This is a genomic window from Leifsonia sp. NPDC058230 (genome assembly GCF_042882245.1).
GTDB lineage: Bacteria > Actinomycetota > Actinomycetes > Actinomycetales > Microbacteriaceae > Leifsonia.
In genome coordinates, this window is sequence record NZ_JBHVWM010000002.1 from 578,214 (window position 1) to 591,369 (window position 13,156).

The window sequence follows — 13,156 nt, forward strand, 5'->3', positions numbered from 1 at the left end:
GGTCAGCGACCTCCGCGCTTCGACCGCCCCGCGACCTCCGGTAGCAGCGCGCCCACCGACCGCCCCTTGAGCGCGCCCCACCAGACCCCGGCGCCGTACGCGAGATCGTCGAGTCGGCGAGCGAGCGCGAAGCGCAGCGGGTCGAGCTGCGGCCGCGTGCGGGCATACTCCACAACGGAATCGACCACGGCGGCAGCCACGACAGCCCTCCGGACCCTCCGCGAGACGAGGCTTCCGACCAGCGCCAGCGGCCACCAGTGCCGCAGGAGCAGCGCGCTCGCCTGAGTGAGCGACGCCGAGACACCCTGCGCCGTGAGCCCGGCCGCCACGCGGTACGGATGCTCACTCCGGCCGAGGCGAGCCGCGATCCGGACGGCCGCGAAGACCGAGATGAGAAGGGCCGCCGGCAGCGACCATCGTCGTTGCGCGAGCAGCGCCAGGAGCACCCCGGCGCTCCACGGTGCGAGCACGGCCGGCGCGATGTCCCGGCCGTGGCGCTGCGAGAGGGGATGCGCCGAGCTGCCGTAGAACGATTTGCGTCCCAGCCATGCCCCGAAGCGCGCCCGGTGGTCGTGATACACGGTGGCGGACGGTTCGTAGCGCACGCGCCAGCCCGCGTCCGCCAGACGCCAGACCAGGTCGACGTCTTCGCCCTCGCGCATCCCGGGGCTGAAACCGTCGCCGAGCGCGGACACGCGGGCGACGATGAACGTGCTCGGAACCCAGGAGACCGGGGAGCGCTGCCGCACGAGACCGGGGCGCTCGCCGAGGTCGAGCGACGAGCGGGCGTTCTCGTAGCGTCCGATCCAGTTGGTGTCCCTGCCCTGGAAGAGACCCCTCACGCGCGGAGCGGCGAGGGCGACCAGCGGGTCGCTGAAGTGGCGCAGCAGGGTGGCGAGCGCATCCGGGGCCACGACGACGTCGGAGTCGACGAACGCGACGAACGGAGTGCTGACCTCGCGCAGTCCGGCGTTCCGGGCACCGGCCGGCCCGACATTCGTCTCGAGCGGCAGATACGTCGCGTTGTGCGCAGCCGCGACCGCAGCGACGGCCGGGCGGTCGGGCGAGAGGTCGTCGACGACGATCACGGACGCGCCGGAGCCGAGGCTGTGCAGCAGCCGGTCGAGCATCTCCTCGCGTCCGAACACCGGCACGACGAAGGTGACGAGTGCCGGATCGAGCGGCGCGAGCTCGGCGAAGATCGGATCGGCCATACCGGCGTCGACCAGCCGGTCGGCGAGAGCTCGCGAGCGCGGGTCCCGCACGGTGATGGTGTCGCCGTCGAGCAGTGCGAGCGCCTCGTCAGTGAGGAAGAGAACGCGCGTCGGCGACCCTCCAACGAGCGCCCTCCCCCGGTCGCGTCGGCGCACCGAGCTGTTGAGCCGCACCGTGAAACCGTCCGGAAGGCGGCCGGATGCGGGAGCAGACGGGATCACGCGCGCCCCGCATCCGGGTCGATGAGGCACCCGGTGCTGTCGCGGGTGTCGTACCGGATGCGACGCACGGCCTCGTCGACCATCGCGCGGAGAACCTCGGCCCCGTCTCGCGCGTTCGCTGCCGTCGGATCGCCGAGCACGCCCGTCGGGGCCACGGAGCGCACACCATCCCGGGTGAGGTCGCCGAGCAGTTCGCCCAGGGGGCTGACGTTTCCCGCCTCCGCTTTGGCGAGATCGACCGAGCCCGGACGGAGAAGGGCCAGCACCGAGGTCTCGCCGTGGCCGGCGTGCGATCCCGCATCGTCGACGGTGCTCGCCGACGAGCACGGGATCCAGGCGAGCGCGTGACCCTGCCCGATCAGCGCCGGCACCACCTCGACGAGAGTCGGCACGTTGCCTCCGTGGCCCGTGACCAGAACGACACGGCCCGCCCAGGTGGCGATCGAGCGCACCGCCTCCGTGAGCACCAGAGCCAGCGCATCCCGGCCGATCGAGATCGTGCCAGGGAAGTCCTGGTGCTCGCCACTCGATCCGAACGGGAGGGTCGGCGCGACGATGCAGGGCAGCCTCTCCGCGATTCCTTCGGCGACCGCCGTCGCGATCACCGTGTCGGTGTCGAACGGCAGGTGGGGGCCGTGCTGCTCGGTCGATCCGAGCGGAAGCAGCACGGTCAGCCGCCCGTCGACCTCGGGCCAGGCCAGGTCGCTGAGTCGCGCGCTCATCCGTCTCCGCTCATTGCTCTTTCAGCAGGGTCGGGGCGCCGAGGGTGTGGAAGAAGCCGTCGGGGACGACCAGGTCTTCCCTGCTCAGCTCGTGCACCGAGGTGTGTGCCAACCCGAGCACCGCTGAATCGAGACCGCCGCGCATGATGTCGAGCACGTTCTCCACGCCCGCCTGCCCGTTCGCGGCCAGTCCCCACAGGTAGGCGCGGCCGATCATCACCGCGCGGGCTCCCAGTGCAAGGGCCTTCGCGACGTCGCTCCCGCGCCTGACACCACCGTCGAGGAGCACCTCGACCTGGCCTCCTACGGCTTCGACCACCGAGGGGAGCATCCGGATCGTCGCCGGCGTGCTGTCGAGGTTGTTGCCTCCGTGATTCGACACCGAGACGGCGCTCACTCCCGCATCCACCGCGCGCTTGGCATCGTCGACCCGGGTCACACCCTTGAGCATGAACGGCCCGCCCCAGGCCTCGCGCAGCCAGGCCACGTCCTCCCAGGTCGGAGGCGGGGTCTGCATCCACTCGTAGTACGCGCCGAAGAAGGTCGGCGCCTCGCCTCCCGGAGGGGCGAGATTGGGCGTGGTCAGGTCGGGGATGCCGCGCCGGGCGAAATCGAGCAGCCAGCGCGGGTGCGGGAGAACGTTCGGAGCGAACTTGACCATCGTCTTCAGGTCGATCTTGTCCGGGATGCTCGGGCTCCCCCAGTCCCTCCCGTTCGAGAACGACCAGTCGAGCGTCGCGATGAGGCCCTTGGCGCCGGCGGCCCGGGCGCGGTCCATCCGCTGCACCATCTGATCGCGCGTTCCAGTCCAGTACATCTGGAAGAACGTGTTGCCGTTCGCGGCGGTCACCTCCTCCACCGGCTTGCTCGCGAAGGAGCTGAGGCCCATGATCGTGCCGCGGTTCGTCGCCGCACGCGCCACCGCGACCTCTCCGTCGGGGTGGACGGCCTGCACGCCCGTCGGCGAGATGATCACCGGAAACGAGATCGGGATGCCCATGACCGTGGTCGAGAGATCCCGCGTCGCAGAATGCCCGGCCACGTGCGGCGCCAAGCCCAGCTGCGAGAAGGCCGCCATGTTGTCGTCGTACGTGATCCCCTTCTCCGAGCCCGCGAGCAGCGCGCCGTACACCGACGACGGAAGCCGCCTCTTCGCCCGGCGCTGCGCCTCGGCGACCGTCTCGAACCACCCGTTCCTGGCCATCGCTGACCTCCTTCTCTCGATTCTCGTCCCCGAGCGCTCATCCGGCCGTCAAGCGCGGAAGATCGCCCCGAGCGCGGGCGCGACATCGCGGTAGGTCCGCACCAGTTGCGCCATCCCATGTCCGACCCTGGCCAGCTCCCGGCCCAGTTCGATGTCCTTCTCCCCGCTCACGTCGATCAGCACGTCGAGTCGCGCGAGCCGCGCGGCGGCCTCCCGCGGGTCGGGGCCGGCGTTGTGCACGCAGTCCGAGAGCAGGATGACGCGCGCATCCCTCGCCGGAACCGTGGCGAGCTGCCGTGCGGCCAGTTCGAGGGGGAACGACACGTTGGTGAGCCCGCGCGCGGGAAGGCGCAGCAGAGTGTCCAGCAGCTCCATCGGTTTCACCGGACGGCCGAGCGGCAGCAGGAGGGCCGCATCCGACCAGAACGCGACCACCGCGAGGGCGTCGCGATGCAGTTCCGCGGCCAGTGCACCGACGGTCGCCGCCGCCGTCTGCACCCGTTCGCCCTTCATCGAGCCCGACACGTCGACCGCCAGCACCACCGACCTGGTCGTGCGGATGCGGTCGCGCACGACGATGTCCTCGTCATCCGGAACCGGGCGCTCGGCCAGCACCTCGATCGTCTTGTCGAGGTCGATCTCGTCGGACCCGCCCCGGTACGGGAGGCTCGCCAGCGTACCCGCGCCCCGCCGGGCGGTCGCGTCGTTGCGCGGCCGCGGGATCGACAGCCGCGCGGCGATCTGCTGCGCGCGAGCGCGCACCGCGGGGTCTGGTTCTTGGCTGTCGGCGGTTGCGAGCACGAGCTCGCCCTCCTCTGCGGTGAACCCCGGCACCACCGTGCCCGCCGGCAGCTTCACGGGCGCTCCGGTGCCGGGGCGGCCGGCGCGCAGCACCGTACCGCTGCCACCCCGTCCCGGTTCGAACACCGTCGGCTCCTCCTCCAACTGTTTCGGTCGCCGTCGCAGCGGCTCGCGCGCCGGACGCCCGCGGTCGGCGCTCTCGCGTCGCAGCGGGGAATCCGCCTCGACCTCTCTTCAGCCGGGAGCCGCTGCCGCGGGCTCGAGCACGAAATGGTCTTCCCAGATCTCGCGCAGCACCCTCTCGGGCGTGGTCTCCGCCGCCTCGTCGAGATGGATGCGCCCGGACAGCGACACGATCATCGCGTCGAACACCGCCTCGCGATAGCCCTCGTCGTCCGGGTCCCGGATGCCGCGCAGTCCGGCCAGCTGCTCGGCGACGAGAACGCAGTCGATGGCACCCCGAACGCTGCTGCCCTGACGCACCTCGGGATGCCGGCGCGTCGCACGCGTGACGGCGACCGCATCGTCCACGAGCCGGTCGCCGAGCGCACCCGACGCTCGGGTGCGGAGCGCGACGATGGCGCGCTCCGCCTGCTCGTCCTGGTAGCCGATCGACAGCCGGTTGAGCCGGTCGTGAACGCTGGTCGAGAGCCTGGTCGTGCCGACATTGTCGTACGGGTTCATCGACGCGATCACCCGGAACGTCGGCGCCGCAGCGATCGTTCCGACTCGTGGCACGGCGATCGAACGGTCGGCCATGGCGGTCAGCAGCGTGTTGAGCGTGTCCTCGGGGGCACGGTTGAACTCCTCGATGTAGAGGAATCCGCCGGCCTCCATCGCCTCGACCAACGGGCCGGCCACGAAGTTGTCGGCGCTGTAGTCCTCGCGGAGAACGCGCGCCGGGTTGTGGTGCCCGACGATCTTGGCGGGGGTCAGGTCGGCGTTTCCCTCGACGAAGAGCAGGGGGATCCCCCACTCCTCGGTGATCGCCTTGAGCATCGTCGTCTTGCTGGTTCCCGGCGGCCCCTCCAGGATGATGTCCCGTCCGGCCGCGACCGCCGCGAGCGTGAGCTCGAGCTCACGCTCGCGGCCGACGATGTGCGACGCGATGCGCTCGCGTGCGCCGGCGAGACCGTCGTCAGTCGGCATCCGGTCGCCCTACTTGATCAGCGATCCGGCGTCCACCGGCAGCGTGACACCGGTGACGTAGCGGGACTCGTCCGAGGCGAGCCAGAGCACGGCGTTGGAGATGTCGACGGGCTCCACCCACGGGATCGGGAGCGCGTTGAGCGTCTGGAACCGTGCGCCGAGCACTTCCTTGGTCCGCTCGGCGACCGGGAGGTCGGAGGCGAACAGCTCGTACGCGGCCGCGTTCTGGATCATGTCCGTGTTGACCGAGGTCGGATGCACGCTGTTGACCCTGATCCAGTCGGGCGCCAATTCGAGCGCGAGCGTGCGCATCAGGCCGACGACGCCGTGCTTGGCCGCGACGTAGTGTCCGATGTTCGGGATCGCCATCAGCCCGGCGGTCGAACTGGTGAGGATCATCGAACCGCCCCCATTCGCCCTCAGGTGCGGGATGGCCGCCTTGGCCGTGTGCCACACGCCGGTGAGGTTGACGCCGATCAGCTGGTCCCACTCCTCGTCGGTGAGGTCTTCCATCAGGCCAAAACTGAAGATGCCCGCATTGGCGGCGACGATGTCGAGCTTGCCGAGCTGGGCGACGCCGTCGTCGACGGCCGCCTTGACAGCGCCGAAGTCCCGCACGTCCGCCTGGGTGGCGACGATCCGCCGGTCGAGCGCTTCGATCTGGCGCACGGTCTCAGCGAGGTCGTCCGGCTTCGCCATGTCGTATGGCACTGTGCTCATCTGAGAGGCGATGTCGATCGCGATGATGTCGGCGCCTTCCTGGGCCATGCGCAGCGCGTGGCTGCGACCCTGACCGCGCGCGGCGCCGGTGACGAAGGCGACCTTGCCATCGAGTCTTCCCATGATTGTTCTCTCTCTTCTCTTCTTCTTTTCCTTCTCGGGTCCTGCCCTATTTGATGACCGCGCCGGCATCCACCGGCAGGGTCACGCCCGTGATGTACCGGGCCTCGTCGGAGGCGAGGAACAGCACGGCGTTCGAGATGTCGACCGCTTCGACCCACGGAATCGGCAGCGCGTTCATGGCCTGCGAGGCCGGCGCGAAATCGTCCCGAGTCGGGTTCGGGTTGTCGGGCATGAACAACCTGTACGTCGCCTCGTTCTGGATCATGTCGGTGTCCACCTGGGTCGGGTGGACGCTGTTGACGCGGATCATGTCCGGCGCGAGCTCCAACGCGAGCGTGCGCATCAGGCCCACCACCCCGTGCTTGGCCGAGACGTAGTGGGAGACGTTCGGGTAGCCCATCAATCCGGCCGCGGAGCTGGTCAGGATGATCGACCCACCGCGACCGCCCGCCTTCAGCGCCGGAATGGCCGCCTTCGCCGTGTGCCAGACACCGGTCAGGTTGATGTCGATCATCGTCTGCCAGGTCTCGTCCGACATCGATTCCGCGGGGCCAGGGCTGGTCGAGATCCCGGCGTTGGCCGAGACGATGTCGAGTCGTCCCAGCTGGGCGACCCCGTCATCCACCGCCGCCTTCAGCGCAGCGAAGTCGCGCACGTCCGCCTTGGATGCCACAATGCGCCGGTCGAGCGCCTCGACCTGCCTCACAGTCTCGGCAAGATCCTCCTCGGTCGCTCCGTCGTACACGGTGCCCGGGATCTTCTCGCACACATCGATCGCGATGATGTCGGCGCCCTCTTGGGCCAGCCGGATCGCGTGACTCCTCCCCTGCCCGCGTGCCGCTCCGGTGATGAAAGCGACCTTGCCTTCAACACGTCCCATGACGTGCTCCTCTCTTCGATTCCGCTCAGTACTGCGTGTTGCCGGCGTCGACCGTCATCGTCAGCGCGGTGACGTAACGGGCCTCGTCGGAGGCGAGGAACAGCACGGCATTGCTGATGTCGATCGGCTCGGTGATCTCCACGGGAAGCTGGTTGACGAGCATCCCGCCGAGCTTCGGATGCTCGCCGATCCATTTCGCGAAGTCCGCGGTCGGGTCCTGCCCCATCGGTGTGTCGACACCGGTCGGGTGAACCGAGTTGACCCGGATGCTGTACTCGGCGAGCTCCGCGGCGAACGCTCTCATCAGCCCCACCACACCGTGCTTCGACGCGACGTACGGTGTGAGGAACGGGAGCCCCTTCAATCCGGCGGCCGAACTGGTCAGCACGATCGAGCCGCCGCCCGCCTCGATCAGGTGCGGCGCCGAGAGCTGGATGGTGTTCCACGTGCCCATCAGGTTGATGTCGAGGGTCTCCCGCCAGATCTCCGGTGTCACCTCGTCCCACGGACTGGTGATGCAGATGCCTGCGTTGCCGACCACGATGTCGAGGTGGCCCAGCTGGGCGACGCCCGCGTCGATCGCGCCCTTCAGCGCATCCCGGTCGCGGATGTCCGCCTTCGTGGCGACGATGCGCCTGTCGAGCGCCTCGACCTGCCGGACGGTCTCGGCCAGGTCCTCCTCGGTCGCCGCCGGATAGCCCACTCCCGGCACGGCATCGCAGATGTCGACCGCGATGATGTCGGCGCCTTCCTGCGCGAGACGGACCGCGTGACTGCGGCCCTGTCCCCGGGCGGCTCCAGTGACGAATGCGACTTTGCCTTCTACACGCCCCATCGCGTGTCCTCCTCGTTCGGATCGGGCGGACCGCGGGTGTGGTCCGCACTGTGGTGGTGTGGACTCAGGGAACGGGGTCGAACCCCGCCAGCGGATCTTCGGCGCACTCGCTCACCGGCGGACGCGCGAGGTCTTCCCGGCGGCTCAACGTGAGCCGCACCGGTCCGAGCCCCTCTCGCGGAGCACGCGTCGTGCGGTGCGAGTGGTCGCCCGTCGGCTTCGGGATCTCGCCCTGCTTGTCCTTCCGGTTCTTGAGCAGTTCCTCGCCGTAGCCCTGAACGCACTCGGGGTCGGGGCCGTCGAGCGGGAGACCGGTGAAGAACTTGGCGGCCATGCAGCCGCCCTTGCAGGTGTCGAAGAACTGGCACGAGGTGCAGGCGCCGCCCGACTGTGGCTGGCGGAGCCGCAGGAACAGCTCCGAACTGCGCCAGACGGACGTGAATCCGCCCTCGCTGCGAACGTTGCCGGCCAGGAACTCCTCGTGGATGGCGAACGGGCACGCGTACACGTCGCCGATCGGGTCGATCAGGCACACGACCCGTCCTGCTCCGCACAGGTTCAGGCCCGGGAGGGCGCTCCCGAAGGCGGAGAGGTGGAAGAACGAGTCGCCGGTGAGCACATCCTCGCCGTGGGCGACGAGCCAGTCGTAGAGCTGGCGCTGCTGTTCCTGAGTCGGATGCAGTTCGTCCCAGACATCGGCGCCGCGTCCGGATGGCCGGAGCCGGGTGAGGCGCAGCTGCGCGCCGAACCGGTCGGCGATCGCCTTGAACTCGTCGAGCTGGCCGATGTTCTGGCGGGTGCACACCACGGAGAGCTTGAAGCCGCGGAACCCCGCGTCGAAGAGGTTCTGCATCGCGCGCATCGCGGTGTCGTACGAGCCCGGGCCACGCACATAGTCGTTGACCTCGGCGGTCGCGCCGTCGAGCGAGATCTGCACGTCGACGTAGTCGTTGCCGGTGAGGCGCTGCGCGACCTCGGGGCTGATCTTGACCCCGTTGGTGGAGAACTTCACGCCGACGTGGTGGGCGGTCGCGTAGTCGACGAGCTCCCAGAAGTCCGGGCGGACGGTCGGCTCGCCGCCACCGATGTTCACGTAGAACACCTGCATCCGCTCCAGCTCGTCGATGACGGCCTTGGCTTCGTCCGTGCTGAGTTCGCGGGGATCGCGGCGGCCCGAGCTCGAGAGGCAGTGCACGCACGACAGGTTGCAGGCGTACGTGAGCTCCCAGGTCAGGCAGATCGGGGCATCCAGGCCGTACTCGAAGAGATCGACCAGACGGTTCTTCGCGGCCGGGGGCGCTTCGGTGACCAGCGTCATGATGCGCGCTCCACGAGGATCGACGAGTCGGCCAGAGTCGCCAGGGCCGCTTGATAGCGAGCGAGCTCCGGCGCGCCGACTCCGGCATCCGTGCAGGCCGCTCGGGCCGTGGGTGCATCGGAGAGACCCCGGACGACCTCCAGCAGCGTGCGGTCCTTCAGGAAGGACAGCCGGCGGGTGCCGAAGTGGTAGAGCAGTGCGCCGAAGGGCTCGGGCCGCACAGACACCTGCGGGTGGAGCTGCCAGGCGCGATCGAGATCGATGGTGGGCATCGCGCGCCTAGTACACGCCGCACATGCCATCGATCGAGATCTCCTCGACCAATGAGTCGGATTCGATCAGCGTGGTTTCCACGGAGTCGGATTCGGCCGGATTCGTTTGCAACTTCGGATCCATGACTATCTCCTCGTGCTAGAAATCGACTACAACGGCGACAACTGCGACTACGCTCAGGCTAATGGCACTCGGTGCCGATTGGAAGGGCCTCAACCTATGAATCCGGTTCGAGTGGACCAGCCGGGTGCGACCAGGTCGGGCAGGCAGCCGTCGACGACCCGCGCCGAGCTGAGTCATATCGCACTGCAGCTCTTCATCGAGCGCGGATTCGACGAGACGACGGTCGACGACATCGCGGCGGCGGCCGGGATCGGACGGCGCACGCTCTTCCGGTACTTCGCCTCGAAGAACGACCTGCCGTGGGGCGACTTCGACGGCATCCTCGCGACCATGCGCGAGTTCCTCCGCAATGTCCCGCGGGAGCGCTCGCTCGTCGACGCCCTCCACGGCGCGGTCATCGAGTTCAACCGGTTCCCTGCCGAGGAGTCGCCGTTCCACCGCGAACGCATGGAACTGCTGCTCAACGTCCCGGCTCTGGTGGCGCACTCGACGCTGCGCTACGCATCCTGGCGGCAAGTCGTCGCCGAGTACGCGGCAGAACGGCTCGGCCTCCCCGAAGACAGCCTCGAGCCCCAAGCGATCGCCTGGACCTACCTCGGGGTGTGCCTGTCGGCCTACGAACAATGGCTGCGCCGCGACGACGCCGAGCTCCTCCCCCTCCTCGACGCCAGCCTCCGGATGCTCGAAGGCCTGCTCGCACCGCAGCTCGCGAGCACCGTCCACCCGCCGGAGCAGTCGTGACCTCGCCCGTAGAGTCCCGCTTCGACGTGATCGTCGTCGGCGCCGGAGCGGCCGGCTGCGCGCTCGCGGCGCGACTGAGCGAGGATCCGGAGCGCTCGGTGCTGCTGCTGGAGGCCGGCCCGGTCCCGCGGCACATCGCCGACTTCCCCCCGGAGCTGCTCGACCCTGGCACGGTGCAGGGTGCGATGCCCGGGCATCCCGAGAACTGGTCTTTCGCCGGCAACCTCACGCCGACGCTGCCCTATTCGATCGCGCGGGGACGCATCCTCGGTGGCTCCTCGACCATCAACGGCGCGTACTTCATCCGGGGACGCGCTGCGGACTTCGACCGCTGGGCCGCAGCCGGCAACGACGAATGGGCGTGGGAGAAGGTCCTCCCGGTCTTCCGGGAGCTCGAGACGGACGCGGACTATCCGGCGAGCGCGGTGCACGGCTCTTCCGGGCCGATGCGGATCCAGAGGCCCCCGCAGGAGCATCCGGTGACCCGCGCCTTCGCCGCCGCGGCGCGGGAACTCGGATTCGCGGACGAACCGGACAAGAACGATCAGGGAGCGCCGGGCTACGGGCCGATCCCGATGAATGTGGCCGACGGTGTGCGCTGGAACACCGGGATCGCCTACATCGAGCCGATCCTCGACCGCGCCAACCTGACCGTGCGCGGCGGCACCACGGCGCGCCGGATCCTGTTCGACGGCACGCGCGCGACCGGCGTCGAGGTCGAGTCCGGCGGGCAGGTATCCGTCGTCGAGGGCGACGAGATCGTGCTGAGCGCCGGTGCGGTGAAGTCTCCGCACCTGCTGCTCGTGTCCGGGGTCGGGCCGGGCGATGCGCTCGCCGCTCTCGGCATCCCCGTGGTCTCGGATCGCCCGGCCGTCGGACGCGACTTCAGCGACCATCCGGAGATCGCCGTCGGGTGGGAGCCGAAACGCAACCTCGTCGACGACCGCACCAGCCAGTCGATGGCCGCGTGCCTCACCTTCACCGCGACGGGCTCGGAGATCGCCGGCGACCTGGAGATCATCCCGTTGCTCAAGCCGATGGGGTATCTCCTCACCGGAAGCGCGTACGGGGCGACCAGCGGCGCGGCCACGTTCTTCCGGCATCCGGTGCGATCGCTGCGCGCCATGCGCGGTGTCTCGTTACGCCGTTTCGCGGCCCAGGTCGCGCACCAGGGCGATCTCGCTCTGCTCGTGGCCGTGCAGGCCGAGACCGCGCGGGGCCGGATCACCCTCGCCTCGGCGGATCCCTCGGTGCAACCGCGCATCGACTACCACTACCTGTCGACGGAGTGGGACCGGCGACGGATGCGCGAAGCCGTCCGAACGACCGTCGCCCTGCTGCGCTCCCGCGCGTTCTCCTCGCTGTTCAAGCGGCTCACCGAACTGGACGAGGCCACCCTGGCCGACGACGGACAACTCGACCGGTGGATGGCGACCCATCTCGGCACGGCCATCCACCTCTGCGGGAGCGCCTCGATGGGGCCCGTGTCAGACGAGGGAGCGGCGGTCGACCAGTACGGCCGGGTTCACGGAACGACGAACCTCCGGGTGGCCGACACGTCGATCTTGCCGACCACGCCCACTCGTGGGCCTGCGGCGACGGCGGTGCTGATCGGCGAGCAGATCGCCCGGTTCATGCGCTCGGGGCGGTAGCCGGCTACTGGATGGTTCCCTTGCGCGGGTCGCCGATCGGCACGTTCTCGACCACCAGCACGTCGGCGGGCGACGCCAGGTGCCCGGCGTTGAGACGGTTCAGCTCGCCGATCGCGGTCCCCTCGGAGTGCGCCTGGAGGTCCTCGATCTCAGTCCAGCGCTCGACGACGACCACCCGTGTGCCGTCGGTGTGCACGGCGTAGAGTTCGCAGCCCTTCTCCGCGTGGACCAAGGGGGATGCGACACCGAAAGCGTCGAGCACGTCCTGGACGTGCCCGTCGAGCGGAGTGAGTGTGGCGACGACGACCGGCATGGGAACTCCTCAGCGAGTGGGACAGCGTGAGACACCAGCCTCGCCGGTCGGGCGGGGCGACGTCAACGTCGTTGCGCCGGCCGTTCCGGAAGGGATGCGGGGAAATCGGCACGCACCCGGTCGGCGACCGCGTGCGGTTGCGCGGCCGCACTCCCCCTGGCACGCACGAGGTCGTGCCAGCCCGGCCACCACAGGAGGTCGAGCGGGTCGAGCGCCTCGCGTCTGGCGAGCAGGTCGGCCGGAACGTCTTGGGGATCGTCCGTCACGGCCCCCTCGATCACCCCGTCGTAGGCGTCGGCCAGGACCGTCGATGAAGCATCCAGGCCGAGCACGACGAGCGAGCCGGTCGGTTGGGTGTCGACGAGCAGGAGCGCAAGGTCGGGGCGATGTCTGCGCAGGATGCCGACGAGTTTGAACACGTCGCCCGTCCACGCGTCGGTGTGCCGTTGTCGGGCAGCCTCCTCGACGCTCCGGGGCAGCACATCGTCGAAGACGACCACGGTCGCGGGAGCGGAGAACTCTTCGATGTTCATCAGATCGCGGTAGGCGTACTCGATCAGGTGCATCCCGTCGACGAACGCCAGATCGATCGGCGTGCCCTCGAAGAAGCCGAGCGGGTCGTCCCGTGCGAAGAACTCGTCGCTGGTCACTCGAGCGAGCTCGAGCGGTGCCTTCACCTCGCGCGTGATGTGGAAGTCGGGGTCGATTCCGATCGTGCGGGCGCGCGACAGTTCGAGCCCGAACCCGTTCTCCACGCCGATCTCCAGGTACGTGCGGGGCTGGAGCACCCGGTGCAGTCCGGAGACGAACTCGTGGCGCGTCAGCCGCGGCCGCGCGCCGGAGGTTCCATCGCTCATGCCCGGAGA

At 69.4% G+C, this 13,156-nt stretch carries 15 protein-coding genes; 2 read left to right on the forward strand and 13 right to left on the reverse strand.

The window, feature by feature from the left end; all coding sequences use genetic code 11:
- Positions 1–2: 2 nt before the first annotated feature.
- The 11 genes from mftF to mftA form a co-directional block, all read right to left on the reverse strand.
- Positions 3–1,436 carry a mycofactocin biosynthesis glycosyltransferase MftF gene (gene mftF, locus ACFVV0_RS08370; RefSeq protein WP_387060959.1) on the reverse strand — a complete coding sequence of 478 codons (1,434 nt, stop codon included), beginning with the start codon at positions 1,434–1,436 and terminating at the stop codon, positions 3–5.
- Positions 1,433–2,158 (reverse strand): mycofactocin biosynthesis peptidyl-dipeptidase MftE, encoded by a 726-nt coding sequence (mftE, locus tag ACFVV0_RS08375; RefSeq protein ID WP_387060962.1) that lies wholly within the window; start codon positions 2,156–2,158, stop codon positions 1,433–1,435. The genes mftF and mftE overlap by 4 nt, the downstream gene beginning before the upstream one ends.
- Before the next feature lie 10 nt (positions 2,159–2,168).
- The gene (gene mftD, locus ACFVV0_RS08380; RefSeq protein ID WP_387060964.1) at positions 2,169–3,362 is read right to left on the reverse strand and encodes a pre-mycofactocin synthase MftD; all 1,194 of its coding nucleotides are present in this window, start codon (positions 3,360–3,362) and stop codon (positions 2,169–2,171) included.
- 48 nt (positions 3,363–3,410) lie between these two features.
- The gene (locus ACFVV0_RS08385; protein ID WP_387060967.1) at positions 3,411–4,289 is read right to left on the reverse strand and encodes a VWA domain-containing protein; all 879 of its coding nucleotides are present in this window, start codon (positions 4,287–4,289) and stop codon (positions 3,411–3,413) included.
- Positions 4,290–4,397: 108 nt separating this feature from the next.
- Positions 4,398–5,312 carry an AAA family ATPase gene (locus ACFVV0_RS08390; RefSeq protein ID WP_387060970.1) on the reverse strand — a complete coding sequence of 305 codons (915 nt, stop codon included), beginning with the start codon at positions 5,310–5,312 and terminating at the stop codon, positions 4,398–4,400.
- A 9-nt stretch (positions 5,313–5,321) separates the two neighbouring features.
- Positions 5,322–6,155 carry a mycofactocin-coupled SDR family oxidoreductase gene (locus tag ACFVV0_RS08395; RefSeq protein WP_387060973.1) on the reverse strand — a complete coding sequence of 278 codons (834 nt, stop codon included), beginning with the start codon at positions 6,153–6,155 and terminating at the stop codon, positions 5,322–5,324.
- A gap of 46 nt (positions 6,156–6,201) precedes the next feature.
- Positions 6,202–7,035: a mycofactocin-coupled SDR family oxidoreductase gene (locus ACFVV0_RS08400; protein ID WP_387060976.1), complete on the reverse strand. Its 834-nt coding sequence runs from the start codon at positions 7,033–7,035 to the stop codon at positions 6,202–6,204.
- Positions 7,036–7,060: 25 nt separating this feature from the next.
- Complete coding sequence (locus tag ACFVV0_RS08405; RefSeq protein ID WP_387060977.1) at positions 7,061–7,870, reverse strand: mycofactocin-coupled SDR family oxidoreductase; 810 nt, start codon at positions 7,868–7,870, stop codon at positions 7,061–7,063.
- 64 nt (positions 7,871–7,934) lie between these two features.
- Positions 7,935–9,188, reverse strand: coding sequence for a mycofactocin radical SAM maturase (mftC, locus tag ACFVV0_RS08410; RefSeq protein ID WP_387060980.1), 1,254 nt, complete (start codon positions 9,186–9,188; stop codon positions 7,935–7,937).
- Positions 9,185–9,460: a mycofactocin biosynthesis chaperone MftB gene (mftB, locus tag ACFVV0_RS08415; RefSeq protein WP_387060982.1), complete on the reverse strand. Its 276-nt coding sequence runs from the start codon at positions 9,458–9,460 to the stop codon at positions 9,185–9,187. The genes mftC and mftB overlap by 4 nt, the downstream gene beginning before the upstream one ends.
- Before the next feature lie 7 nt (positions 9,461–9,467).
- Positions 9,468–9,584: a mycofactocin precursor MftA gene (gene mftA, locus ACFVV0_RS08420; RefSeq protein WP_387060985.1), complete on the reverse strand. Its 117-nt coding sequence runs from the start codon at positions 9,582–9,584 to the stop codon at positions 9,468–9,470.
- 96 nt (positions 9,585–9,680) lie between these two features.
- Between mftA and mftR the strand changes: the two genes are divergently transcribed.
- Positions 9,681–10,325: a mycofactocin system transcriptional regulator gene (mftR, locus tag ACFVV0_RS08425; protein ID WP_387060988.1), complete on the forward strand. Its 645-nt coding sequence runs from the start codon at positions 9,681–9,683 to the stop codon at positions 10,323–10,325.
- The gene (locus ACFVV0_RS08430) at positions 10,322–11,977 is read left to right on the forward strand and encodes a GMC family oxidoreductase N-terminal domain-containing protein (RefSeq protein WP_387060990.1); all 1,656 of its coding nucleotides are present in this window, start codon (positions 10,322–10,324) and stop codon (positions 11,975–11,977) included. The genes mftR and ACFVV0_RS08430 overlap by 4 nt, the downstream gene beginning before the upstream one ends.
- A gap of 4 nt (positions 11,978–11,981) precedes the next feature.
- Here ACFVV0_RS08430 and ACFVV0_RS08435 read toward each other — a convergent pair whose 3' ends face one another.
- Together ACFVV0_RS08435 and ACFVV0_RS08440 are read right to left on the reverse strand one after the other, a co-directional pair.
- On the reverse strand, positions 11,982–12,290 hold the full coding sequence (locus ACFVV0_RS08435; protein ID WP_387060993.1) for a putative quinol monooxygenase: 309 nt from the start codon (positions 12,288–12,290) through the stop codon (positions 11,982–11,984).
- Positions 12,291–12,352: 62 nt separating this feature from the next.
- Positions 12,353–13,147 carry a class I SAM-dependent methyltransferase gene (locus tag ACFVV0_RS08440; protein WP_387060995.1) on the reverse strand — a complete coding sequence of 265 codons (795 nt, stop codon included), beginning with the start codon at positions 13,145–13,147 and terminating at the stop codon, positions 12,353–12,355.
- Positions 13,148–13,156 lie beyond the last annotated feature (9 nt).